The 22,782-nt window shown below is 62.8% G+C and carries 22 protein-coding genes, 1 tRNA gene and 1 pseudogene; 8 read left to right on the forward strand and 16 right to left on the reverse strand.

All coding sequences use genetic code 11. From position 1 onward, the window contains the following. Positions 1-77 precede the first annotated feature (77 nt). Complete coding sequence (locus HCN50_RS25805) at positions 78-416, reverse strand: P-II family nitrogen regulator (RefSeq protein WP_028348351.1); 339 nt, start codon at positions 414-416, stop codon at positions 78-80. 259 nt (positions 417-675) lie between these two features. On the opposite strand from HCN50_RS25805, the gene HCN50_RS25810 reads away from it, so the two are divergent. Further along, positions 676-1,563: a DUF4339 domain-containing protein gene (locus HCN50_RS25810; protein ID WP_171712710.1), complete on the forward strand. Its 888-nt coding sequence runs from the start codon at positions 676-678 to the stop codon at positions 1,561-1,563. A gap of 14 nt (positions 1,564-1,577) precedes the next feature. Here HCN50_RS25810 and tesB read toward each other — a convergent pair whose 3' ends face one another. Continuing rightward, positions 1,578-2,438, reverse strand: coding sequence for an acyl-CoA thioesterase II (tesB, locus tag HCN50_RS25815; protein ID WP_171712711.1), 861 nt, complete (start codon positions 2,436-2,438; stop codon positions 1,578-1,580). A gap of 217 nt (positions 2,439-2,655) precedes the next feature. Here tesB and HCN50_RS25820 point away from each other — a divergent pair, with 217 nt between their 5' ends. Continuing rightward, on the forward strand, positions 2,656-3,876 hold the full coding sequence (locus HCN50_RS25820) for a ubiquinone biosynthesis hydroxylase (protein WP_171712712.1): 1,221 nt from the start codon (positions 2,656-2,658) through the stop codon (positions 3,874-3,876). 70 nt (positions 3,877-3,946) lie between these two features. Here the strand turns inward: HCN50_RS25820 and HCN50_RS25825 are convergent, their stop codons facing one another. Further along, positions 3,947-4,144, reverse strand: a complete 198-nt coding sequence (locus tag HCN50_RS25825) for a Trm112 family protein (RefSeq protein WP_171712713.1) — start codon at positions 4,142-4,144, stop codon at positions 3,947-3,949. Between the two features lie 52 nt (positions 4,145-4,196). After that, complete coding sequence (locus HCN50_RS25830) at positions 4,197-4,733, reverse strand: TetR/AcrR family transcriptional regulator (protein WP_171712714.1); 537 nt, start codon at positions 4,731-4,733, stop codon at positions 4,197-4,199. Positions 4,734-4,815: 82 nt separating this feature from the next. Here HCN50_RS25830 and HCN50_RS25835 point away from each other — a divergent pair, with 82 nt between their 5' ends. Further along, positions 4,816-5,166, forward strand: coding sequence for a hypothetical protein (locus HCN50_RS25835; RefSeq protein ID WP_171712715.1), 351 nt, complete (start codon positions 4,816-4,818; stop codon positions 5,164-5,166). A gap of 107 nt (positions 5,167-5,273) precedes the next feature. Here the strand turns inward: HCN50_RS25835 and HCN50_RS25840 are convergent, their stop codons facing one another. After that, complete coding sequence (locus HCN50_RS25840) at positions 5,274-5,948, reverse strand: LON peptidase substrate-binding domain-containing protein (RefSeq protein ID WP_171712716.1); 675 nt, start codon at positions 5,946-5,948, stop codon at positions 5,274-5,276. Between the two features lie 75 nt (positions 5,949-6,023). Continuing rightward, complete coding sequence (gene trxA / locus HCN50_RS25845; RefSeq protein WP_171712717.1) at positions 6,024-6,947, reverse strand: thioredoxin; 924 nt, start codon at positions 6,945-6,947, stop codon at positions 6,024-6,026. A gap of 406 nt (positions 6,948-7,353) precedes the next feature. Here trxA and HCN50_RS25850 point away from each other — a divergent pair. Beyond that, positions 7,354-7,428: transfer RNA gene (locus tag HCN50_RS25850), tRNA-Gly, on the forward strand. Between the two features lie 163 nt (positions 7,429-7,591). Then, on the forward strand, positions 7,592-9,907 hold the full coding sequence (locus HCN50_RS25855) for a T6SS phospholipase effector Tle1-like catalytic domain-containing protein (RefSeq protein WP_171712718.1): 2,316 nt from the start codon (positions 7,592-7,594) through the stop codon (positions 9,905-9,907). A 59-nt stretch (positions 9,908-9,966) separates the two neighbouring features. Here HCN50_RS25855 and panE read toward each other — a convergent pair whose 3' ends face one another. From panE to HCN50_RS25870, 3 genes are all read right to left on the reverse strand, one after another. Further along, positions 9,967-10,887: a 2-dehydropantoate 2-reductase gene (gene panE / locus HCN50_RS25860; RefSeq protein WP_171712719.1), complete on the reverse strand. Its 921-nt coding sequence runs from the start codon at positions 10,885-10,887 to the stop codon at positions 9,967-9,969. 133 nt (positions 10,888-11,020) lie between these two features. Beyond that, positions 11,021-11,626 carry a 2-hydroxychromene-2-carboxylate isomerase gene (locus HCN50_RS25865; protein ID WP_171712720.1) on the reverse strand — a complete coding sequence of 202 codons (606 nt, stop codon included), beginning with the start codon at positions 11,624-11,626 and terminating at the stop codon, positions 11,021-11,023. 100 nt (positions 11,627-11,726) lie between these two features. Beyond that, the gene (locus tag HCN50_RS25870) at positions 11,727-12,338 is read right to left on the reverse strand and encodes a DUF2239 family protein (RefSeq protein WP_171712721.1); all 612 of its coding nucleotides are present in this window, start codon (positions 12,336-12,338) and stop codon (positions 11,727-11,729) included. Positions 12,339-12,479: 141 nt separating this feature from the next. Here HCN50_RS25870 and HCN50_RS25875 point away from each other — a divergent pair, with 141 nt between their 5' ends. Continuing rightward, positions 12,480-13,145 (forward strand): glutathione S-transferase family protein, encoded by a 666-nt coding sequence (locus tag HCN50_RS25875; protein ID WP_171712722.1) that lies wholly within the window; start codon positions 12,480-12,482, stop codon positions 13,143-13,145. A gap of 14 nt (positions 13,146-13,159) precedes the next feature. Here the strand turns inward: HCN50_RS25875 and HCN50_RS25880 are convergent. Both HCN50_RS25880 and ggt read right to left on the reverse strand, forming a co-directional pair. Next, positions 13,160-14,055: pseudogene (locus HCN50_RS25880) on the reverse strand (SDR family oxidoreductase). Positions 14,056-14,135: 80 nt separating this feature from the next. Then, positions 14,136-15,878: a gamma-glutamyltransferase gene (ggt, locus tag HCN50_RS25885; protein WP_171712723.1), complete on the reverse strand. Its 1,743-nt coding sequence runs from the start codon at positions 15,876-15,878 to the stop codon at positions 14,136-14,138. Between the two features lie 133 nt (positions 15,879-16,011). Here ggt and HCN50_RS25890 point away from each other — a divergent pair, with 133 nt between their 5' ends. Both HCN50_RS25890 and HCN50_RS25895 read left to right on the forward strand, forming a co-directional pair. Next, a complete protein-coding gene (locus tag HCN50_RS25890) occupies positions 16,012-17,397 on the forward strand; it encodes an MFS transporter (protein ID WP_171712724.1) in 1,386 nt (461 codons plus the stop codon). Between the two features lie 141 nt (positions 17,398-17,538). Further along, positions 17,539-18,084: a hypothetical protein gene (locus HCN50_RS25895; protein ID WP_235977214.1), complete on the forward strand. Its 546-nt coding sequence runs from the start codon at positions 17,539-17,541 to the stop codon at positions 18,082-18,084. Positions 18,085-18,092: 8 nt separating this feature from the next. Here the strand turns inward: HCN50_RS25895 and HCN50_RS25900 are convergent, their stop codons facing one another. From HCN50_RS25900 to HCN50_RS25920, 5 genes are all read right to left on the reverse strand, one after another. Then, positions 18,093-19,631 (reverse strand): YifB family Mg chelatase-like AAA ATPase, encoded by a 1,539-nt coding sequence (locus tag HCN50_RS25900; protein ID WP_171712725.1) that lies wholly within the window; start codon positions 19,629-19,631, stop codon positions 18,093-18,095. A gap of 166 nt (positions 19,632-19,797) precedes the next feature. After that, positions 19,798-19,980: a hypothetical protein gene (locus HCN50_RS25905; RefSeq protein ID WP_171712726.1), complete on the reverse strand. Its 183-nt coding sequence runs from the start codon at positions 19,978-19,980 to the stop codon at positions 19,798-19,800. A 49-nt stretch (positions 19,981-20,029) separates the two neighbouring features. After that, on the reverse strand, positions 20,030-20,317 hold the full coding sequence (locus HCN50_RS25910; RefSeq protein WP_171712727.1) for a hypothetical protein: 288 nt from the start codon (positions 20,315-20,317) through the stop codon (positions 20,030-20,032). 164 nt (positions 20,318-20,481) lie between these two features. Continuing rightward, positions 20,482-21,465: an MBL fold metallo-hydrolase gene (locus tag HCN50_RS25915; RefSeq protein ID WP_171712728.1), complete on the reverse strand. Its 984-nt coding sequence runs from the start codon at positions 21,463-21,465 to the stop codon at positions 20,482-20,484. Between the two features lie 174 nt (positions 21,466-21,639). Beyond that, the gene (locus tag HCN50_RS25920; RefSeq protein WP_171712729.1) at positions 21,640-22,521 is read right to left on the reverse strand and encodes a hypothetical protein; all 882 of its coding nucleotides are present in this window, start codon (positions 22,519-22,521) and stop codon (positions 21,640-21,642) included. Positions 22,522-22,782: the final 261 nt, after the last annotated feature.

Consider the following 22,782-nt stretch of genomic DNA (forward strand, 5'->3'; position numbering starts at 1 on the left):
TGTCGTGTCGTTGTCGTTTCTTGGCTGTGCGCGTTCCTGCGTCGTTGCCGACGCGCCGTATTTATTCAGTGATCTCTTTAGAGCGCGTCGCTATCGGTCTCGCCGGTGCGGATTCGCAGGGCGTGGTCGATCGGCGTGACGAAGATCTTGCCGTCGCCGATCTGCCCGGTACGCGCGTTCGCGGTAATGACTTCGACCGCCTTGTCCGCGACGTCGGAGGCGACCGCGATTTCGATTCGGAGCTTGGGCAGGAAGTTCACGACGTATTCGGCGCCGCGATAGATTTCGGTGTGGCCCTTCTGCCGGCCATAGCCCTTGACCTCGGTCACCGTCATGCCGTGGACGCCGATGGCCGTCAGCGCCTGACGGACCTCGTCAAGCTTGAAAGGTTTGATGATCGCGACGACGAGTTTCATGTCAGGCCTTCATTTCCGTGGACATTTTTTGAGCACTCGGCAAGCTGTCCGCCCACCGGTCCCCTGCCAATGCAAATCTGGCATCTTTCTGGGCAAATGGCACAAAAAAGTTGCAGGTAGAAGGGAAAACATTTCGAGCTGATGACATCGATCACTGTACAGGCGCCCGCAACGTCCGCCAAAATACGGTCTCACCCCCAGCCGCCTCCCGGCTACTCCATTTTCCACGGGTCAATGAAATAAAGCTCAAGGAAATAAAATGTCGAATCGATCGTGGTTTTATGCAGCCAACGGCCAGCAACAGGGCCCTTATCCCGAGGTGCAGCTTCGTGACCTCATTACCCGCGGCATGGTCGGGGCAGATACGCTGGTCTGGACCGAGGGGATGTCGGGCTGGCAGCGCGCCGGGGAAATCCCCGGGATGATACCTGGCGGATCCGGCCCGCCTGCCTTCGCGCAGCCCGGTGCCGCGCCCTCGGCGGCAGCCGCAGGTTACGGCGGCGGTGCGCTGTCGATCGATGTCGGCCTCTGGGAGCTTCTCGGACGCAGCCTGGTGTTCATTATCGGCATGGTGCTGGTGATTCCGGCGCCCTGGGTTGCGACCTGGTTCTATCGCTGGATCTTTTCCCGACTTTATGTGCCGGGCCGGCCGAACCTCGCCTTTGACGGCCAGCCTCTCGACATCTGGTACGTCTTCATTGCGATCGGCATTCTTACCTATGTTGGCTCGGCCGACCTCTACTACCTGCAATATCTCTCGATCCCGGCTCAGGCCGTGCTGTCCTGGATGGTCATTCGCTGGATCGCTTCCAACCTGAGCTCCAACGGCGAGCCGCTTCCGATCGCCTTCAATGGCAGCGCGCTGGGCTATGTCGGCTGGCAAGTGCTGTTGTACGTGTCGTTCATCACCATCGTCGGCTGGGCCTGGGTGGTCACGGCCTGGATGCGCTGGATCTGCCGCAACATCGACGGCACGCATCGTGAGGTCATTTTCACTGCGTCCGGACTGGAAGTGCTGTGGCGAACCATCGTGTTTGTGATCGCCTGCATCTTTATCATTCCGATCCCGTGGATGCTGGCCTGGTACGCGCGCTGGTACGCGTCGCAATTCGCGCTGGCCGAGCGCGGCACGCTGGCGAACGCCTGACGCGCCCGCATCCCTCACTTGCGCTGGCGCACCGAGCCTTCCTGGGCCACCGACGCCACCAGCGTGCCGTCGGGCTTGAAGATCAGGCCGCGGGTCAATCCGCGGCCGTTTTGCGCGCTCGGCGAGTCCTGCGCGTAGAGCAGCCATTCGTCGGCGCGAAACGGCCGATGAAACCACATCGCGTGATCGAGGCTCGCCGGCATCATTCGCTTGTCGAACAGCGTGCGGCCGTAACGCGCCATTACGGCGTCCAGCAGCGAGAAATCCGACGCATAGGCCAGCGCGCACAGGTGCAGCGCCGGATCCTCGGGTAATTTGGCGGCGGTGCGAATCCAGACATGGATACGTCCGTCGTCGATCTTCTGGCCGAAATAGCGGCCGAGTTCGACGGGGCGCAGTTCGATCGGCCGATCGGACTCGTAATAGCGGCGGATGAATTCCGGCATCTCGCGGAACATCGGCTGCTTCGCTACTTCCTCTGCGGTGAGCTTTTCCGGCGGCGGCACGTCGGGCATCTTGTCCTGATGGTCGAAGGCGCCTTCTTCCTCGGCGTGAAACGACACCATGATGGAGAAGATGGCGTTGCCGTGCTGAATCGCGGTGACCCGGCGCGTCGAATAGCTCTTGCCGTCGCGCAACCGCTCGACCTGGTAGATGATCGGAATCTGGGGATCGCCGGGCAGGATGAAATAGCAATGAATCGAATGCGGCAGTCGGCCTTCAACGGTGCGGCATGCCGCGACCATCGCCTGCCCGATCACTTGCCCGCCGAACACCCGCTGCCAGCTCGTTTTCGGGCTGTTGCCGCGGAACAGGTTCACTTCCAGCGGCTCCAGATCGAGAATGGAAATGAGATCAACTAGGCCTTTGGACATGGGGCACGCTTTCGGTTCGCGATGATGCCGTCATTCCGGGGCGATGCGGGGCATCGAACCCGGGATCTCGGGCCAAATCCTGGATTCCGGATTCGCGCTGACGCACGCCCGGGAATGACGATCTGGTTAAGCATCCTTGTTTCTCGGCCCTGTTTCGCCCAGCTAATATCAGGTAGCAAGTCTCTCTAGCATGACGGCGTAACCGGGTAAGGATCGCATGGCGGCACAGCGAAGCATTGTCATCTGCGGCGGCGCCTTTGCCGGGCTGGCGCTGGCGCTGGCGTTTCGTCAGGGCCTTGGCGCGGATATTCCCGTCATTGTGGCAGACCCAGCCTTGGCCGTGCGGCCGAGCCGCGATCCGCGCGCGACCGCGATCGTGGCGGCGTGCCGGCGGTTGTTCGAAGCGATCGGCGTCTGGGACCAGGTCGCTCCCGATTCGCAAGCGATCCTCGATATGGTCGTCACCGATTCCAAATTGGAAGATGCCACCCGGCCGGTATTTCTGACCTTTGCCGGCGACGTCGAGCCTGGCGAGCCCTTTGCCCATATGGTCGAGAATCGCCGCCTGATCGATGCGCTGGTCGAGCGCGCCGAGGCTGAAGGCATCGATCTCCGTGCCGCTGCGGTTTCGACCTACGATTCACGATCCGATGGCATCACCGTGAAGCTCGCGGACGGCAATGTCATCGAGGCTAGTCTCTTGGTCGCTGCCGACGGCGCACGCTCGCGGCTGCGCGAGCGCGCCGGCATTGCGACCCATGGCTGGGACTATGATCAATCCGGCATCGTCGTCACCGTCGGCCATGAGCGGGATCATCATGGCCGCGCCGAGGAGCATTTTCTCCCTGCGGGGCCGTTCGCGATCCTGCCGCTAACGGGCAAACGCTCGTCGCTCGTTTGGACCGAGAGCCGCAGCGAGGCTGCGCGCGTCACCGCGCTTGGCGAAGCCGAATTCCACGATGAACTTGAGAGGCGTTTCGGCTTGCACCTCGGCGAGATCAAGGCGCTCGATAAGCCGCGCGCGTTTCCGCTCGGCTATTTCGTCGCGCGCTCGTTCGTCGCCGAGCGGCTGGCGCTGGTCGGCGATGCCGCGCATGTCATTCATCCGATCGCCGGGCAGGGCCTCAACATGGGCCTGAAGGATGTCGCGGCGCTGGCCGAAGTCGTGGTCGACGCGGCCCGGCTCGGCATTGATCCCGGGCAGGCCGATGTGCTCGACCGCTACCAGCGCTGGCGGCGCTTCGATACCATGGCGATGGGCCTCGCCACCAATTCACTGAACTTCCTGTTTTCGAATGAATCGAATTTGCTGCGCACCCTGCGCGATATCGGGCTTGGCCTCGTCGATCGCGCGCCGCCGCTGAAGAGTCTGTTCATCCGGCAGGCGGCGGGATTGTCGGGCGAAGTGCCGCGTTTGCTGAAGGGCGAGGCGCTGTAAAGGGACGAATAGCGAGTAGCGAATAGAAGTCTTTGCTATTCGCCCATTCGCTACTCACTATTCGCCAGCTTCACTCGATCTTCCGTGCCTCTTCCGGCAGCATGATCGGAATGCCGTCGCGGATCGGGTACGCAAGTTTGGCGGAGCGCGAAATCAGTTCCTGGCGTGTGGTATCGAATTCCAGCGGACCCTTGGTCACCGGACACACCAGGATTTCGAGCAGCTTCGGATCGACGGTGCTGTCGAGGCGTTCGGGCTGGGTATTCATAGCTGGTCTCCGGCTAAGGCGCGGTCCCAATAGCACAGTCGGCCGGACGCTGTCATGACGCAGACATCCGCACCAGTTCGTCGACCACGGCCTGTTGCCGCGCCTTCGGCAACGGCTGATCCGAAAGCGCAAAGCCGAGAAACGCCCAGTACAGAATCTGGGCACGGGCGCGGGCGATCTCCGCCGACAGTCCGGATTGCGCCAGAAGGCCTTCCACATAGCTGAGCCGGCGCTGGTCGATTGCCTGAACCGCGCCACGCGCGATGGGATCGACGCTCGCCCAGGTACGGACCGCCCGTTCCAGCGTCAGCCGCTCGCCGAACACGCGGCGCAGCAGCAGCGCGAGCGGGTCCTCGTCCTTCGAGGCCGCTTCGACATTGGCGATGATCTGCTCAGCCGCGACCTCGTGCCAGCGCGCAAGGACCGCCGCGTGAAACGCGGCGATATCGGCAAAATGCCAGTAAAAGCTGCCGCGCGACACGCGCAGCGCCTTTGCCAGCGGCTCGGCCTTCAGCGCGGTGAAGCCGCGGCTCGCCAGCACCTTCAAGCCCTGGTCGACCCAGTCGCTTGCGGAGAGTTGATCGCTCATATTCGCTCCACCATACATGACTGTATTGACAGACACCAGACTGCGGCGCATGAACATACAGTACTGTATGGAGGCTGGTTCGATGCGCGATCTCATTCTGCAATGCGCCGGCGTCGCCGGAATAGCGGTGGCTTTGATTCACGGCGTGCTGGGGGAAACCAAGGTATTTGCCCGGGCGACGATCCAGCCGGAGAGTCTGCGGACCCTGATCCGCCTCGTGTGGCAGGCCGGCACGGTGGCCTGGATCGGCGGCGGCGTGCTGCTGATTGCCGCGCCTTCGATGGGATCGGAAAGCGCGCGGCACTGGATCGTTGCAACGATCGTCGCGGTCTACGCCTTTGCTGCCGCCGCCAATGCCTGGTGGTCGCGCGGCCGCGGCTTCGGCTGGAAAGCGCTCGGCGCCGTCGTCGTGCTCGCGGTGGCGGGGTATTAAGGTCGACAGGGCCTGATCTGTCATGCCCGCATTTGATACGGGCTTTCATCAATCTTCATCGGAAGAGGATAGGTCACCGAAGGCAAGCCCGGCGACGATATCCCGCGCTACTGCAGCCCGGTGTCGCCGCTGGTGCTCTTCTTGGCGAGGTCCATCTCGGTCACCGCGATCAGGATCTCGGCGCGGGTTTTCAGGTCCGGCGCTTCCAGCATCGCCTGCTTCTCCGCCGGCCCATAGGGCGACATCATCGCGAGTGCGTTGACCAGCGCCTCGTTCGGCGCGCTCTCGATGCCTTCCCAATCCACTTTCAGGTTGTTGGCATTGAGAAAATCCGTCAGCACGTCGAGCAGGGCCGTGCGGTCGACTTCCTCTTCGCCCTTGCGTGCGACGAAATCGTCGGCGTAGGGAAAGAAGTCCACCTTGCATTGCCGGTACGCCGTCAGTGCCGCGATTTCCTCCACCACCTTGAAGCGGGCGACACCGGTCAATTCGAGGATGTAGCGGCCGTCGCCGGATTCGGCGAGCTGCGTAATGCGCCCGACGCAGCCGACCCGGAACAGTTCGGGCCTCTGCTCATCCCTGGTGTGGGAAATATCCGGCTGGATCATCCCGATCAGTCGATGACCGTCGCGCAGCGCATCGTCCACCATCGCCAGATAGCGCGGCTCGAAAATATTGAGCGGCATCTGGCCGCGCGGCAGCAACAGCGCGCCCGGCAACGGAAACACCGGAATGATTTCGGGAAGCTCGCCGGGTCCGCGGTATTCGGCATTGATCGGCATTGGCAGTCCCGGTCAGTTCGTTGGTTCGGTGCGTATTCTCTTCACAAAACCATGTCCACACCTGGGGACGATGCCTCACGAGAAAAGAATCGTCGACAGCCGCTTTCGTCCCTCGACGGTCGCCTCGTCGGCGCCGCCCCATGCCTCGAAAAATTGTACCAGTTGCTTGCGCGCGCCGTCATCGTTCCATTTTCGGTCGCGCTTGACGATTTCCAATAGCTGGTTGGTCGCCTCATTGCGCTTGCCGAGCGCATTGAGGGCTGTCGCGAGGTCAAATCGTGCCTGATGGTCGAGCGGATTTGCGGCGACCTTCTGTTCCAGCTCGGTCACTGGACCGACCGCTTGGGCCTGCTCGGCCAAATCGATCGAGGCTTGCACCGCCTTGACGGCGGCATCATTGCGCTTCGATTCCGGCACCATCGCCAGCGTCTGCTTGGCCTGTTCGAGGGCGCCCGTCGTCACATAGCATTTCGCAAGCCCCGCCAACGCCGCGATATTGGTAGCGTCGAAACCCAGTATTTCGGCATAGATCTGGGCTGCCGCGGCGGGGTCGCCTTCCGCCAACACGGCCTCGGCCTCTTTGAGGATCTCCGCGATATTGGGCTCGCCCGGCGCGGTGACGCCCTTGGTGATCTTGTCGATGAAGGCATTGATCTGGCTCTCAGGCACCGCGCCCATGAAGCCATCGGCCGGCCGGCCGTCGACGAAGGCGATCACGGCCGGGATCGACTGAATGCCCATCTGGCCGGGAATCGCCGGATGCTGGTCGATGTTCATCTTGACCAGCTTGACCTTGCCCTTGGCCGCACGAACCGCCTTTTCGAGCACCGGCGTAAGTTGTCGGCAGGGACCGCACCATTCCGCCCAGAAGTCGATCAGCACCGGCTGGCGCTTCGATTCCTCGATGACGTCCTTCACAAAGGTCTGGGTGGTCGTTTCCTTGATCAGATCGGACGCTGCCTGCGGTGCCGGGCCGCCGCCCTGCTCAACTATCGTCACGGTATCCTCGCCTGATGTCTTGCGAATGCTTTTCGGGAACAGGGGCCGTTCTAGCACGTCCCGGAACCAAGTTCTCGTCCGCTAGATGGCGGCTTGGCCACAAAATTCAATTGGTCGCGAGGCGCCCGGCCAGACCTCGCGCGCCTGCGATGGGGCGGGCATGACAGGTCGCACCCCTGGAGCTGGGAATCACTCCGGAGCATGCCGGCGTACCCGAACCGGGTTCCGAAACACGCCTTCTAACACCGATCCGTGGTCCAGACGTCGTTTCGAGCGGATTCGAGCCCATTTGTTAATGAAATTGGACCGATCGGACGACATTAGATTGCGTTGGGACTGTTGCATTCACGGTCCGCATTTGGCATAGGTCTGCCGTTGACGGCGAGCCATCGCCGCCATCTCGGATGCGGGTGTAGCTCAGTGGTAGAGCACGACCTTGCCAAGGTCGGGGTCGAGGGTTCGAGCCCCTTCGCCCGCTCCAGATTTTCTCAAAGCACCAGATCCAACGATAGGCCGCCATTTTGGCGGCCTTGTTGTCGTTTGATTCCCCGATGTGATCCAGCTCTCTTTTCGTTCGAGGGGCGTGTGTAAAGCTCCGAGACCAGAGATTGTAGAGTCGTCTCATCACCCGGCGGGGCAATTTCATGGGCCGAAAAATTATTCTTCTATCCGATGGCACCGGTAACTCTTCAGCGAAAGTCTGGCGAACCAATGTCTGGCGCACGTTCGAGGCGCTGGACCTTTCAAACAACGACCAAGTCGCGTTTTACGACGACGGTGTCGGCACCTCGTCGTTCAAGCCAATCGCGATCCTAGGCGGCGCGTTCGGTCTTGGCCTGCGGCGCAACGTGATCGCCCTCTACAAATTTGCCTGCCGCAACTATCGCAACGACGACGACGAGCTATTCGGCTTCGGCTTCAGTCGCGGCGCTTTCACGATCCGGATCGTGATGGGGCTGATCGACAGTCAGGGTCTCGTAAAGGCCGACAATGAAGTCGAACTCCATAGTCTTGCCAGCGCGGCCTACCGCGCCTATCGGAGGGCCCGTTACCATCATCTGAAGTTTGAAGCGCCCTATCAGTGGATCCGCAACAAGTTCGGCCCAGACTATCCTCCGAAAGAGGCTCGCAGGAACGTCAAGATCAGGTTTATCGGTGTCTGGGACACTGTTGCCGCCTACGGCATGCCCGTCGACGAGATGACGCGCGGGATTCATCAATATATCTGGCCGATTGAATTACCGAACAATCGTCTCTCACCTCGTGTCATGCGAGCCTGCCAGGCGCTGGCGCTCGACGAGGAGCGCACTACCTTCCATCCGCAGCTCTGGGACGAAACCCCCGGCGTCAATGGCGATCTCGCCGCGTCCGATGCCGAAGGGCGGCGCTTCATCAAGAACGAACGTATCAGTCAGGTCTGGTTCGCCGGCGTGCACACCAATGTCGGCGGCGGCTATCCCGACGATGCGCTCGCTTACATTCCGTTCGTCTGGATGATTACCGAGGCGAAACGATGCGGCCTGAGGTTCAAGTCGGACTATGCGAACGAGCCGCCAAGTCCCGACCTGATGATCGCCGATCCCGACACTTTCAAGAACGCGATTTCGAAGCGGGACAAGGATGGACGACTCTACGATCCACGCAAGGGCCTCGGTGGCTACTACCGCTACGGGCCGCGCAAGCTGGTTCCGTTCCTGTATCCGGAGACCACGAAGCAGGAGGACGACGAGGTGGGCGTGGGACTCGCCAAAATTCACGAAAGCGTTTTCAGACGCATCGAAAACAACGCGCATGCCTACGCGCCGGTTGGTCTTCCGCCGTATTATCGCATCGTCAAGGACGATGGCGAGATCGTATCGCCCGACAAGTTCAAGATTGCGCCCGCTACAAAGCCGTTTGAAACCAGCGTTGCTGCAGCGGAGCGCGCCCTGGCCCAAGAACATGTTTGGAACGAGGTCTGGAAGCGCCGCATCGTCTATTTTGCCACCGTCGGCGCGACGCTGTGGCTAGTACTGTTTCCGCTGGTCAGCGCCGCGCAACGCTATGATGAATATACCAGCCCGATCCGCTGGGTATCCGACTTTGTCCGCCTTGTCGGCGGATTCCTTCCACGCTTTGCATCGACGTGGATCGATGGTTATGCACGCGCGCCGGGTTGGTTCCTGGCCTTGGCTGGATTGGTTGCCGGTTTGCTGTACGCGTCTTCGCGAATTGCAGGTCATACATCGAATTTGATGGCTTCGATCTGGCGAAGGAGCTCGGGAGCACCGTCGGGCCTGCCAGAGAACTGGATCTATCGTCTCCGCAGTAACTCGCATTACATGGGCTTCCACGACAATCTGAAACGTACGATCGCACCGGCGTTCTTCGCGATAACGTTCTTGTATCTCGGATTGGCGTTGGTGAGCCACCTCTTGTACGAAGCGCTGGACGTGGCGGGGTATACTTGCGTCCACGGTGATGCAGATCCAGCGGCCACAGTGCTCGAACTAGACCAGACGAGACGTGTCGAATTCAAGACGTCGGACCTGTGCAAGGCAACAGGCATCCTGCTCGAGCATCGCGGGCGCTATCATGTGAGCGTCCAGCCAGGTGAGCGATGGTTCAATGGCGTCGCTCGCATCGGCACTCCGGTCGGAGGCTTCTCCGCCAAGGATAGGCCGGCTTGGTTCGAGCGTGTGTACCTTTCGCTGTTTCTGCCGTTGCGGCGGGAACTATCCAAGGACTGGTTTCGCATCGTGCTGCGCTTCGGGCATGTTGGCGGCGAAGAGCGCTCCTACGAGCCCGATCCTTACGATGACACGATCCAGTTCAATATCACCCCCACGATTGCGCCGAATGGCAAGGAAGAACTGTTCGTCTTCGTCAACGACGCCGTGATCGGCATTCCGGGTCTCTATGACCTGCTTTACCGCAACAATAGCGGCACCGCATACCTCACCGTAAAGCGAACGAGATAGCGCGGTCGTCTCGTCTTCCGGATCGCAGGTCGAGATCCGTTCGCGGTGTGCGACCGCATCTAACCCCGCTGCATCTCATACGCCTTGAGGTGGGTATAGGCGATGCGCAGCTTCGGTACCGGAATCTTGGCGGCGTCGGCGCGCGCGACGAGATCGCCGATCACGTGGTCGGCCTCGACCGGCAGGCCGGCCTTGATGTCGCGGAACATCGAGGCGGTCATCGGCGAGCCCTCGGTCGTCAACAGGCCGGCGGTGCGCTGGAAGAACGGGCCGCTCGGCTCATAACCGGATGCCTTTGCAATCGCGCTGCATTCATCGAGCATGCCGAGCAGAAAATCCTTGCCCCCGGCGACCGCCAGGATGTTGCCGACCGAAGTGCGCATCAGGCTGGTCGACGCCGCAAGCGAGGCGAGGAACACCCACTTCTCCCACATGTCCCGCAGGATGTGTTCGCTGGCGACAGCACCGAACTTGCCGCTGTCGAACACTGTTGCGATCGCACGCACCCGTTCAGACATCGAGCCGTCGCGTTCGCCGAAATTGAGCGACTGCATCGGCGCGAGCTGGACCACCTCGCGGGCTTCGTTAAGCGTCACCGCGATCGCGCAGAGGCCGCCGAGCACGCGGTCAGCGCCGAATTTCTGGTCCAGCACGTTGAGGTGCAGCATGCCGTTGAGCAGCGGAATTATCGAGGTTTGGGGCCCGACCGCAGGGGCAAAGGACCTGATCGCGTCTTCGAGGTCGAACGCCTTGCAGCTCAACAACACGACGTCGAATTTTTCAGTGAGCTTGTCCGCTTGCACCGTCGGCGGGTTCTTGAGCGTCACATCGCCGGCCGAGCTCTTGATCACGAGGCCCGCGCTCGCCAGTTCGGAAGCGCGCCTCGGCCGGACCAGGAATGTCACGTCGTTTCCAGCCTGAAGCAGCCTGCCGCCGAAATAGCCGCCGATAGCGCCGGCGCCGACCACGAGAATACGCATGGATCAACTTCCTCTTGTTGTTGGTTTTGGAGTTGGGCGAATAGCGCAGGGAAATTGCCGACGGGCTCATCTAGCCTAACCATTCGCTATTCGCTTCTTTACCACTCTCCCCCAAACAGTCGAATCCCGCCGGCTATTGCCCCGAGACCATTTCCTCGACGTCGCGAAGCTGTTCCTTGCCAAAGAACATTTCCTTGCCAACGAAAAACGTCGGCGAACCGAACGCGCCGCGGTCGACGGCGTTTTGCGTATTCTCGATCAGCCTGGACTTCACGTCGGCGTCCTGCGCGCGGGCCAGCAGCCTCGTGGCATCAAGCCCTGACGAGGCCAGCGCCTTGGCCGCGATGTCGGGGTCATCCATTTTCTTCGGCTCGACCCACATGTGGTGGAAGGCGGCCTCGACATATTGCTCGAACACGCCCTCGAACTGGGCGGCCACCGCCGCGCGCATCAGGTTCAGCGTGTTGACCGGGAAGAACGGGTTCCAGACATAGGGCTTGACGCCAAAACGCTTCAGGAAGCGCTCGGTCTCCAGCGCGTGGAATTCGCGCTTGTTCTTGATGCCGGCTAGCGTTTCAGCGGGCGACTTGTTGTTGGTGGCCTTGAAGATGCCGCCGAGCAGGATCGGCACATATTCGAACTTCACACCGGTACGTTTTTCGATCGCCGGAATCGCTTCGTGGCTTAGGAAGGCATTGGGGCTGCCGACATCGAACAGGAATTGCGGATTTGTGCTCACGGCAGCCTCCTTGGATGTTTTGGCGTATTGTGACGCAAGGCCGCCAGGGCGTCCATCGTACTATGACGGCCGTAATATTGTACGCCGACGACGAAAGCGCCTATGGCTCGGCGCGATCGCTGAAGGCGAGCTTGACCACGTGGTCGCGGATATCGTCCGGCCAGCCGGCGATCAGACCGGCGAAGCGCCGCCGGTCGTCGGCGAACAATGCCCGCGACGCTTCCTCGAAGCCGGCGAGGTTGCCGGCCATCACGGACATGAAGCGATAGGCGGCATCCCTTGCGGCGCGGACGCGATCCGCATCGCCATTGGCGCGCCGCGCCTCCTCGACGAGCTTGCGCAGCGCCACGGATGCCCCGCCGGGCTGCGCCCCAAGCCATTCCCAATGGCGCGGCAATAACGTCACCTCGCGCGCTACCACGCCAAGTTTTGGGCGCCCGCGTCCGCGCGGCTCGGTCGACGCAGCCTGATTGGCCGCGGCGTCGGGGTCGTAGGGGGCCGGCTGCGGCAGACGTGCAATGACGTCGCGCTCCGTGCCGCGCAGGTCGAGGTCGATTGGCTGACCGGTGGCGTCAGCGAAGATGATGATCGGCGGCGCCGCGGGCCTTTGGGAGGCATTCATGACCGCAATCGCGACCTCGGCGAGCGAGCCTGCCGCGAGGCGCTGCGGGCCGATGAAGGCCGTGAAGTGAGGGCGGATGTTGTCAACCATTGGAGATAACGCTGATTTTCCAGAAGTCTATATTTACCCGGATAAATTAGACTGTCAATATCGCCCGGGTAAAATATCACGGCCGTCTCGACTTTTTTTCGTCCGGCTGGCACCAACGGCGCGCCAATTGAAGGGGACGCCATGCTGACGGTTCATCATCTCAACAATTCCCGCTCCCAGCGCGTGCTGTGGCTGCTCGAAGAGCTCGGTGTTGACTATGAGATCGTCCGCTATCAGCGCCAGCCGGACATGCGGGCGCCCAAGGAGCTGCGCGACATTCACCCCCTTGGTAAATCGCCCGTCATTACCGACAACGGCAACACCATCGCCGAGTCGGGCGCGGTCTGTGAATACATCATCGGCACCTATGGCAATGGCCGCCTGATCCCGCCGCCGAACACGCCGGAACGCCTGCGCTACACCTATTGGCTGCACTATGCGGAGGGCTCGGCGATGTCGCCGCTGCTCCTGAAGCTCTTGTTCACGCTGATGCCGAAGCGCACGCCGGCCTTGCTGCGGCCGCTGGTGCGCAAGGTTTCCAACCAGGCGCTGACCACGCTGGTCAACCCGCAGCTCAAGCAGCACATGGATTACTGGGAAGCCGAACTCGGCAAGAGCGAATGGTTCGCCGGCAGCGAGTTCACCGGTGCCGACATCCAGATGAGCTTCCCGCTGGAGGCCGCCGCGGCACGCGCCGGATTGGAGCAGGGGCATCCGAGCGCGATGGCGTTTCTCGAACGCATCCATTCCCGCCCGGCCTATGCGCGCGCGCTGGAAAAGGGCGGACCGTATGTGATCGGGCGCTAGGCGCATGCGTCATTCTAGCGCGAGGTCTGTGCCACAGCCACCGATGGCAACGCCTGCACGGTAACGCCGGGCGGCGGCACGTCGTCATCGGGGACGAAGAAATCCGACATCAGCGGCACCGAAGGATCGACGCGGTAGTGCTCGAAATCCCGGACGCCCGAGGCGTACAGCACCTTATCGTCGATGCAGAACTGGCCGGTGAATTCGCGCGACGGCCTGGTCAGGATCGCGTGCGCCGCATCGCCCATGATCTCGGGCGTCCGGCTCGCGCGCATCATCGCCTCGCCGCCGAGCAGGTTGCCGACGGCGGCGGTCGCGATGGTGGTGCGCGGCCACAGCGCGTTGACTGCGATGCCGGCGGATTTCAGCTCGCCCGACAGGCCCAGCACGCACATGCTCATGCCGAACTTCGCCATAGTGTAGGCCGTCGAAGCTCGAACCATTTTGCCTTCATGTCGAGCGGCGGCGACAGCATCAGGATATGCGGGTTGGCGGCTTTCTTCAGATGCGGGATGCAATATTTCGACACCATGAAGGTGCCGCGGGTGTTGATGCCCATCATCAGGTCGAATCGCTTCATGTCGGTTGCCTGCGAATTGGTCAGGCTGATGGCGCTGGCATTGTTGACGCAGATATCGACGCCGCCGAATTCGGCAACGGTCTGCTCGACCGCCGCGATCACCTGCGCCTCGTCGCGGATGTCGCAGAGTACCGGCAACGCCTTGCCGCCGGCGGCACGAATCTCCTCCGCCGCGGTGTAGATGGTGCCCTTGAGTTTCGGATGCGGCTCCGCGGTCTTCGCCGCAATCGCGACATTGGCCCCGTCACGCGCGGCCCGCAGCGCAATCGCCAGCCCGATGCCGCGGCTGGCGCCCGAAATGAACAGCGTTTTGTTCTTGAGCGATGTCATGACGAGGGCCTCCAGTTATGGACACACGAACGAACTGCTCCCACCCCACGAGGGGGACCTTTCCACCGTCCAGATTGCTCCTAATGCCCCGCCGCTGCCGCACCTCTCGTTCGCGGATCGGGGGCGCCGAACAGGCCGCCCGGTGTGACCGCGATCGAGTTGGCCGAGGTCTGGCCGAGCGGCTCGACCACCTTGTGGCCTTTCGCTTTCAGCTCGGCCAGCAGCGCGTCGGGAAAGCCGCGTTCCACGCGCACTTCATCGGGCAGCCATTGATGATGGACCCGTGGAGCCGCGACAGCAGCGGCGACATCCATCTTGTAGTCGAGCACGTCGATCACGACCTGCAGCACCGCCGAAATGATGCGGCTGCCGCCCGGCGAGCCCGTCACCAGAACCGGCTTGCCGTCCTTCAGCACGATAGTCGGCGACATCGACGACAACGGCCGCTTTCCGGGACCGGGCAGGTTGGCTTCGAAACCGACGAGCCCGAACGCGTTCGATGCGCCGGGCGCGGCGGTGAAATCGTCGAGCTCGTTGTTGAGCAGCACGCCGGCGCCCGCAGCGACCAGGCCGACACCATAGGGAAAATTCAGCGTGTAGGTATTGCTGACCGCGTTGCCGGTAGCATCAACGACCGAATAATGCGTGGTGTTGCTGCCCTCGCGCGGGCTCACCGCCAGTACATCGCCCGCTGGCGTTGCGCGCGCTGGATCGATGCCGGCGCGTTGCCTGGCCGCATATTCCTTGGTGGTCAGCACGTTGACGGGCGCGTTGACGAACGCGGGATCACCGAGATAGCGCGCGCGGTCGGCATAGGCGCGCTTCATCGCCTCGATCATCAGGTGCAGCGAATCCGCGGAGCCATGCTTCATGTCCGATATCGCAAACCCTTCGAGGATGTTCAGCGACTGCAGCAATACCGTACCGCCGGAGGACGGCAGCGGCATCGACACGATGTCGTAGCCGCGATAGCTACCGCGCACGGGACTGCGGATCACCGCCTCGTAGGATTTGAGATCGTCAACCGTCATGATGCCGCCGGCATCGCGGACGGCCGCTGCCAGCCGCTCGGCGACCGGCCCCTCGTAAAAACCGCGCGGTCCCTGTTCAGCGATCGCCGACAGGGTGCCCGCGAGATCGGCCTGGATCAACCGGTCGCCCTCCTGCAATGGCGTGCCGTCCGTACGGGAGAGCGTTCCAGTCGCATTCTGCCAGCGCGCCATCCGGCGATACATGTCCGACAGCGTGTCGGCCATGTCGTCGGTGACGACAAAGCCGTCGCGCGCCAGTTCGATGGCAGGCTTGAGGATTTGCGCCAGCGTAAAGCGGCCCGAGCCGTATTTCGCCAGCGCCAGCGTCAGGCCAGCCACCGTGCCGGGCACGCCGATGCTGAGCGCGGAGTTGCGCGATTTGTCGGTGTCGGGCTTGCCGTCAGGCCCCAGAAAAATATCGCGCGTGGTCGCAGCCGGCGCCGTCTCGCGATAGTCGATGGCGACGTCTTCCTTTCGCTCGGTTGAATGGATCACCATGAAGCCGCCGCCGCCGATATTTCCGGCGCGGGGATAGGTGACGGCAAGCGCAAAGCCGGTGGCGACCGCGGCATCGACCGCGTTGCCGCCCTGCCTCAGGATGTCGGCGCCGACCTGCGCGGCGAGCCGTTCCTGCGCCACCACCATGCCATGCTCGGCCGCAATGGCGCGGACGGTTGCGAGATCGGGTGGCGCGTAGGAGCGGCGTTCCTGGGCAAGAGCGGTCGCAGTGAAGGCAAATGCAAGAACGAATGTGGCGACTACTCGGCGCCACCGGATTGCAAAGACCGCCATCGAAAATCCGCCGCAGTTGAGAAGCCCTGTGTGACGCTTGGCAACAGGCCGCAAGCGCCAGTGCCGCATGCTATATGGGTTTGGACTCGGCGGGCAAAATGCCTGGCGAGGCGTTCGAAGGAAAATTCCTCACATGACGGTGATCGCTTCCGAGGCATCCGAAGTCGAAATACCGCGGCAATATCCGCGCCGCGCCGCCGTTATTAGCTGGATATTCTTCGATTGGGCTGCACAGCCCTATTTCACGCTGATCACCACCTTCGTGTTCGCGCCCTATTTCGCGGGCTTCGTCGCGCCGGATCCGGCGAGGGGACAGGCGCTGTGGGGGTTTGCCACCGCAGCCGCCGGCCTGATGATCGCGTTGCTGTCGCCGGTGCTCGGTGCCATCGCCGACGCCAGCGGCCGCCGCAAGCCGTGGATCGCCGGCTTCGGATCGCTGCTGGTGATCGGTTCCTGCCTGATGTGGTTCGGCAAGCCCGGCGACGCGAGCGTCATCCCGCCGCTGCTGCTCGCCTACGCAATTGCCAGCGTGGGCGTCGAATTCGCCACCGTCTTCAACAACGCGATGATGCCGACGCTGGTGCCGCCGGACCGAATTGGGCGGTTATCCGGCACCGGGTGGGCGACTGGCTATGTTGGCGGCATCCTCAGCCTCATCCTGGTGCTCGGCTTCCTCGCCGCGAGCCCGGACACCGGCCGCACCCTGTTCGGTCTGGCGCCATTGCTCGGTCTCGATCCCGTCACGCACCAAGGCGATCGCATCACCGGTCCCTTGACCGGAATCTGGTTCATCATTTTCGTAACGCCGATGTTTCTGCTCACGCCGGATTATCCGGCTCGGCGTCCGATCCGCGCGGCGTTGCGCGAAGGACTGGGCGAGCTCAAGCGGACGCTCGGCGAACTGCCGAAGCAGCGATCGCTGGCAACATTCCTGCTCGCCAACATGATCTACACCGACGGGCTGGTGTCGCTGTTTGCGTTCGGCGGCATCTACGCTGCGGGCACCTTCGGCTGGCATACGATCCAGATCGGGACGTTTGGAATTCTGCTGGCAATCGCGGGCACCTTGGGTGCATGGCTCGGCGGCAAGCTCGACGACAGGCTCGGACCCAAGCGCGTCATCGCCGGCAGCTTGTTGATCCTGTTGCTTGCGCTCGCGGCAATCCTTTTGGTCGACAAGGATTCGATCCTGTTCGTGCCAGTCGCGCCGCCCGCGCTCGGCGGCGCCCTGTTCTCCGGCGCGGCCGAGCGCGCCTATCTCGTGCTCGGCTGCCTGATCGGCGCGGCCGGCGGCCCGTTGCAGGCGGCGTCGCGCACGCTGCTGATCCGTCTCGCGCCGAGGGATCGCATCGCGCAGTATTTTGGATTGTTCGCGCTGACGGGGAAGGTGACGTCTTTCATCGGTCCGCTGCTGATCGGCGCGATCACCGCCGTGACCGCGAGCCAGAAGGCCGGCATGGCACTCCTGGTGGTGTTCTTCCTCGCGGGCCTTGCGCTCTTGACGCGCGTGAGGGAGTGAGAGGGAAGACCGGGTGCGCGCCGCGCCTGCGGTCTCCTGTGCAAATTGCGCAAAAGAAAATTGCACACGAGCTCGCAGTGATGCGCAGGAACTTGTCCGAGCGTTGCAATTTATCCCGTCGGGCTATCACGGGAGGTCGCCATGGGGGCCGACGAGGTGCTGCGCGGGATGTTGATGTATTTTATCCTGCCGCTTTGGCTGGTCGCCGGCTTTGCCGATTATCTCTGTCATCGCGCCAGCCACATCGAAAAGACCAGCGGCTGGCGGGAATCGATCCTGCACCTTGCCCAGTTCGCGGAGATGGCCGTTCCGGTGCTGGCCGCGCTTTTCCTCGAAATCACCTCGGGCGTGATCCTCATCATGATCGCGTTCCTTATTCTGCACGAAGCCACCGCCATCTGGGATGTCCGCTACGCGTCGGCAAGGCGCGAGGTCTCGCCGACCGAGCAGCACGTTCACAGCTTCCTGGAGATGCTGCCGTTGACGGGATTGCTGCTCGTCATCGCGCTTCACTGGCCGGCGTTCGCTGCGTTGTTCGGCCAGGGAACGCCGGACTTCTCGTTCACGCTGAAGCAATCGCCGCTGCCCCTGACCTACATCGCCGCGATGTTGATCCTGACCGCACTGTTCGAAGTCCTGCCATACCTGGAGGAGCTGATCCGCGGCCTGCGGTACCGAGACCGGTGAGCCAATAACTACGCCGCCCGTCTCAAATCTTCCGCCAGCGCGCGATAAGAAAGCGCCTCCGCCAGATGCAAGCGGCCGATCTGTTCTGCGCCATCGAGATCGGCGAGCGTGCGGGCGACGCGGAGTACGCGGTGATAGCCGCGCGCCGTCAGCTTCATGGTTTCGGCCGCGTCGCGTAACAGTTTTTGCCCCTGCGCGTCGGCTTGAGCGATCGTTTCCAAAAGCGCGGCCGGCGCTTCGGCATTGGTGCGGATCTGCGGCATGTCGGCCGCCGCATAGCGCGCAAGCTGGATATCACGCGCAGCGGCGACGCGGGCGGCGACTTCGGCCGAGCCTTCGGACGGCGGCGGCAGGATCAGGTCGGCCGCAGTCACCGCCGGCACCTCGATGCGCAGATCGATCCGGTCCATCAAGGGGCCCGAGATACGCATCTGGTAATCCGCGGTGCAGCGGTCGAGCGGCGCGCGCTTGCAGGAATAGCCGGGCTCATAGGCGTGGCCGCAGCGGCACGGATTCATCGCGGCGACCAGCATGAAGCGCGCTGGATAGGTGACGCGGTGGTTGGCGCGGGACACCGAGACCTCGCCGTTCTCCAGCGGCTGACGCAGCGAATCCAGCACGCGCGGATCGAACTCCGGCAGTTCGTCGAGAAACAGCACGCCTTGATGCGCCAGCGAAATCTCGCCGGGTTTGGCACGCATGCCGCCGCCGGTCAGCGCGGCCATGCTGGCGGAATGGTGCGGCGCGCGGAACGGCCGCCGCGCCGTCAAGGCGCCGTCGCGGATTTCGCCGGCGACGGAAGCGATCATCGAGACTTCCAGAAGTTCTGACGGCGACAGCGGCGGCAGGATCGAGGGCAGCCGCGCCGCCAGCATCGATTTGCCCGCGCCAGGCGAGCCCATCATCAGCAGGTGATGCCCGCCGGCGGCGGCGATCTCCAGCGCGCGTTTCGCGCTCTCCTGGCCCTTGATGTCGCGCAGATCGAGATGCGTCGCCTCCGGCTCGTGCACTTTCGGCTGCGGGCGCGACAGCACCTGCGTGCCTTTAAAATGGTTGGCGATCTGGATCAGCGACTTGGCCGCGATGATCTGGATGTCCGGGCTCGCCCAGGCGGCTTCCGTTCCGCATGCCGCCGGACAGATCAGGCCCTCCTCGCGCGCGTTTGCGCCGATCGCGGCCGGCAACACGCCCGCGACGGGTGCGATCGAGCCGTCGAGCCCGAGCTCGCCGAGCACGGTAAAGCCGTTGAGCGCATCCGGCGGGATCGCGCCGATCGCTGCCATCAGCCCAAGCGCGATCGGGAGATCATAATGGCTGCCTTCCTTCGGCAGATCGGCCGGCGCAAGATTGACGGTAATGCGGCGCGCGGGCAGCGCCAGGCCCGAGGCGATCAGCGCCGAGCGCACCCGCTCCCGCGCCTCCGATACCGCCTTGTCGGGCAGGCCGACGATCGCAAAGGCCGGCAATCCCGGTGCGACCTGCACCTGCACGTCGACCGTGCGGGCTTCGATTCCCTCAAAGGCGACGGTAGATACCCGCTGAACCATGCTGCCCCTCGTGACGCAATCGAAGGTAGCGGGGAACCGGAGGGTAAGTCAAGAACATTCAGGGAACAGAAGGCAAAAAAGTCTGTCCAACTCAATATACAGGCATGCAGCGCTCACCCCGTCCGATCCCGGATCGTCAATGTGCTGCGGCTCGCGCCTGACGCGCCTAGCGCTCCGTTCGCATGTACGGGCTCTCTTCGGAAACATGTTTCAGCGCCGGATCGTCGGCGAGAACGCGCGCTGCCTCGGTCCTTGCAGGGCTCACTTTCTCAGGCGTCCCCCGGAAGCTCCATACGACCAAGCAGAGGACGAGCATTCCGGCGCCGATTATCACCATGTCTTTGGTCATTTGCCGGGCCTCCAAACTGGCTGCCAAGCGGCCGAGATGGGAGCATATCTTATTTCGACTTGGGCGCTTGGTCCTGTGGCCTGACGCTCATATCGCTTTCGGGCATCTTGTCTCGGCCCCGGTCGCTGTTGTCGTCCTTCCCGCCTGAGGTGGAAGTTCCGCTACCGCTCGGGTTGGAGACGTTCGCCCCGGTGGTTGTATCAGGCGCGGCACGGGGGTTGGCCGAACTGGCGGCGGGATCGCCGGTCGTGGATCCCCGCCCGCTGGGTGAGCCCTGCGCCAGGGCGAAGGCGTAACTTCCGAGCAGTGCGCACAGCACGATCGCGATGAGTTTCATGGTGCTTCCTCGCGTAAGGAAAAACCAATTTCGCCGATCCGTGATGGTTCCTAAGATGCGCCGGTTCGAGAGGCGATCTCGAACAAGCGCCGGTGCCGCACGCACGAGCGTTGGCACATTGATATTACGGGGCTGACCGACGGCCAGCCCCCGCAGCCTCGATCTCAGAGCTGCATGTTCATCGGCTCGGGATAATATCTGAACCCGTCGCCGTTCCTGGCGACATGGCCGTAGCCCGGCCAGGCGAAGTGATAGGACATCACCGGAATTTTGTTGGCGGCGAGCATATCCAGCATCTTCACCCGCGAGGAAGCCGCCTGCTTCGGATCAGTGTCGTAGGAGAATTCCATGCGCGGCTTCTCGAGCAAGAGCACCGCATGGTGCGAGAGGTCGCCGAGGAAGCAGAAGGACTTGCCCTTCGAGCTCACCATGAAAATGGTGTGGCCGACGGTGTGGCCGGGAGCTGCGAGCGCGGTGACGCCGGGCAGAAATTCCTGGTTGTCCTTGATGAACACGATGCGGTCGCGCACCGGCATCAGGTTCTTGCGGGCATGGAGCACGAAATCCTTCAAGGGGCTGCCGAGCTTGCCTTCATCGGTCCAGAAATCGAAATCACTCTGGGCGATGTAGACCTGCGCATTCGGGAATAGCGGCTTGTCGTCGGCGCCGACAAGGCCGCCGATGTGATCGATATGGGCGTGCGAGCACACCACCGCGTCGATATCGGTCGGCTTGATGCCGGCTGCCATCATGTTCTTCTGCTGCTGGCCGGTGGTCGGGCCGAACGCCTTCGAAGTGCCCATGCCGGTATCGAACAGGATCAGCTTGTCGCCGGCGTTCACGATCGGCGAGTTCTGCTCGAGCACGACATTGTCGGGGTTGAGGAAGTTGTCGGAGAGCATCTTCTTCACTTCTTCCTTCGGCACGCCGGTGAAGGTGCCGGAGGGATCGCCGAGCGGCAGCGGGCCGTCGGAAACCACGGTGACTTCAGCGTCGCCGAGGATGAAGCGGTGCCAGTAGGGCGTCTGCGTGCCGAGCTTCGGCGCCTTGGCCAGCGCGCTGCCGCCGAGCATGGTTGAGACGCCAAGACCCACACCGAGTCCTGCGCCGAGCGCAAGCAAAGACCGTCGCGAAAGATTCGTCGTCATGCCTCTTCCTCCACTAATTTTATGTATTGCAGTACGTGCCCGGACAGATTCATCCGCCGCGACAGGCTGCGCCCGCCTGCCGAAATTCGCAAGTGGGCGGAGACGGCACAACAGGGATGTGAAAATGCGATGACGCGGGTGCGGCGTCATTTGACGGCGCATCAGCGCCGAGGGCTACCAATAGTCATCGTCGTACATCCACTCCCTCGGGTATCGAGGCCGCGACCTCGCTTGCGGCGGCGACCGCTCTGGCTTGCGGAAGGTCGGGACCGGCCGCGTCGGAGGCGCTGGTGATGCCTTGGGTGGGGTCTGCTCGGAAACTTTTGCGAGCGCGCGTTTCATCTCTTCCTGGGTCGCCCTGAGCTCGCCAATGGCTTTTGAATTGTCACTCGCCATTTGTTGCTGGTTCGTCTTGAGCTGTTCGATGTTCCGCTCCAGATTCGCAAGGTCGCGCGCAATCGTTTGCAGCAACTGTGTCTGATCGGCAGGCGCCGCGGCAGTCGGCGGCGCGGCGTCTTGCGGCGGCGCGGCCTGAGCCAAAGCTGGTGCCTGCGGTGGTGCTTCTTGCGGTGGTGATTCTTGTGGCGGCGCTGCTTGCGGCGGTGGTACCGTCTCCGCCACGGCCACTTGAACGGTTGATGAATCGGGAACGGTTGATGAATCGGGCGGCGCTGGAATTGGCGAATTTTCCGGCGGCGTTGATGGAGATGAAACCGGCTGCGGCGACCACCAGGCGATAACCAGCTTGGCCCCGTCGCCATAGGACGATTGCAATACCAAGGCAGCGACAATGATGCACGCCGCCAGGGGCAGGGCAACGAGGGTCCGGAGCGCCGGCCTTTTTTCCGGTGACGGCGGGCCAGGTCGTGAAGATTGCACGGTTGGCCGGGCCGGAGCCGCGGCATCGCGTTCCATTTTTGCAACCTGCTCGGTCAAGCGCGCAAGCTGCTCATCCGCGTGCTTGATCTGTTCGCGCGCGTGCGTGAGCCGTTCATCGGCGCTCGCGACCTCGGGATCGCGACTTTCAGTGTCTTTCGGAGGTGGGGTGGAGTTCATTGGCGTTTCCCTTTTCGTCCAATGTCATCCGAAGGTGGCCGGCCAGCCAATCCGGCAGTGCTTCGTGCAGTCTTGCCCAAAGCATGGCCGCATGATGGTGGAATATAGGATCGGCGCTAGCGCACTCAATCCGGCAAGCTACCGTCGGCGACGCCGCAGCACCGCGCGGGCTCTCCTCGCCGGTTCCATTCAGCCGGCGCGCCCAATCAGTCCGGCCCGACTTATCCGGCTGAAGTCACGTCACGTAAGGGCGCGGATGAG

The sequence above is a fragment of the Bradyrhizobium archetypum genome (assembly GCF_013114835.1).
GTDB lineage: Bacteria > Pseudomonadota > Alphaproteobacteria > Rhizobiales > Xanthobacteraceae > Bradyrhizobium > Bradyrhizobium archetypum.

Coding starts and splice junctions, on each gene's coding strand:
- HCN50_RS25805 (WP_028348351.1), bottom strand. CDS start 416: ATGAAACTCGTCGTCGCGATCATCAAACCTTTCAAGCTTGACGAGGTC.
- HCN50_RS25810 (WP_171712710.1), top strand. CDS start 676: ATGTCGAATCGATCGTGGTTTTATGCAGCCAACGGCCAGCAACAGGGC.
- tesB (WP_171712711.1), bottom strand. CDS start 2,438: ATGTCCAAAGGCCTAGTTGATCTCATTTCCATTCTCGATCTGGAGCCG.
- HCN50_RS25820 (WP_171712712.1), top strand. CDS start 2,656: ATGGCGGCACAGCGAAGCATTGTCATCTGCGGCGGCGCCTTTGCCGGG.
- HCN50_RS25825 (WP_171712713.1), bottom strand. CDS start 4,144: ATGAATACCCAGCCCGAACGCCTCGACAGCACCGTCGATCCGAAGCTG.
- HCN50_RS25830 (WP_171712714.1), bottom strand. CDS start 4,733: ATGAGCGATCAACTCTCCGCAAGCGACTGGGTCGACCAGGGCTTGAAG.
- HCN50_RS25835 (WP_171712715.1), top strand. CDS start 4,816: ATGCGCGATCTCATTCTGCAATGCGCCGGCGTCGCCGGAATAGCGGTG.
- HCN50_RS25840 (WP_171712716.1), bottom strand. CDS start 5,948: ATGCCGATCAATGCCGAATACCGCGGACCCGGCGAGCTTCCCGAAATC.
- HCN50_RS25855 (WP_171712718.1), top strand. CDS start 7,592: ATGGGCCGAAAAATTATTCTTCTATCCGATGGCACCGGTAACTCTTCA.
- panE (WP_171712719.1), bottom strand. CDS start 10,887: ATGCGTATTCTCGTGGTCGGCGCCGGCGCTATCGGCGGCTATTTCGGC.
- HCN50_RS25870 (WP_171712721.1), bottom strand. CDS start 12,338: ATGGTTGACAACATCCGCCCTCACTTCACGGCCTTCATCGGCCCGCAG.
- HCN50_RS25875 (WP_171712722.1), top strand. CDS start 12,480: ATGCTGACGGTTCATCATCTCAACAATTCCCGCTCCCAGCGCGTGCTG.
- ggt (WP_171712723.1), bottom strand. CDS start 15,878: ATGGCGGTCTTTGCAATCCGGTGGCGCCGAGTAGTCGCCACATTCGTT.
- HCN50_RS25890 (WP_171712724.1), top strand. CDS start 16,012: ATGACGGTGATCGCTTCCGAGGCATCCGAAGTCGAAATACCGCGGCAA.
- HCN50_RS25895 (WP_235977214.1), top strand. CDS start 17,539: ATGGGGGCCGACGAGGTGCTGCGCGGGATGTTGATGTATTTTATCCTG.
- HCN50_RS25900 (WP_171712725.1), bottom strand. CDS start 19,631: ATGGTTCAGCGGGTATCTACCGTCGCCTTTGAGGGAATCGAAGCCCGC.
- HCN50_RS25905 (WP_171712726.1), bottom strand. CDS start 19,980: ATGACCAAAGACATGGTGATAATCGGCGCCGGAATGCTCGTCCTCTGC.
- HCN50_RS25910 (WP_171712727.1), bottom strand. CDS start 20,317: ATGAAACTCATCGCGATCGTGCTGTGCGCACTGCTCGGAAGTTACGCC.
- HCN50_RS25915 (WP_171712728.1), bottom strand. CDS start 21,465: ATGACGACGAATCTTTCGCGACGGTCTTTGCTTGCGCTCGGCGCAGGA.
- HCN50_RS25920 (WP_171712729.1), bottom strand. CDS start 22,521: ATGAACTCCACCCCACCTCCGAAAGACACTGAAAGTCGCGATCCCGAG.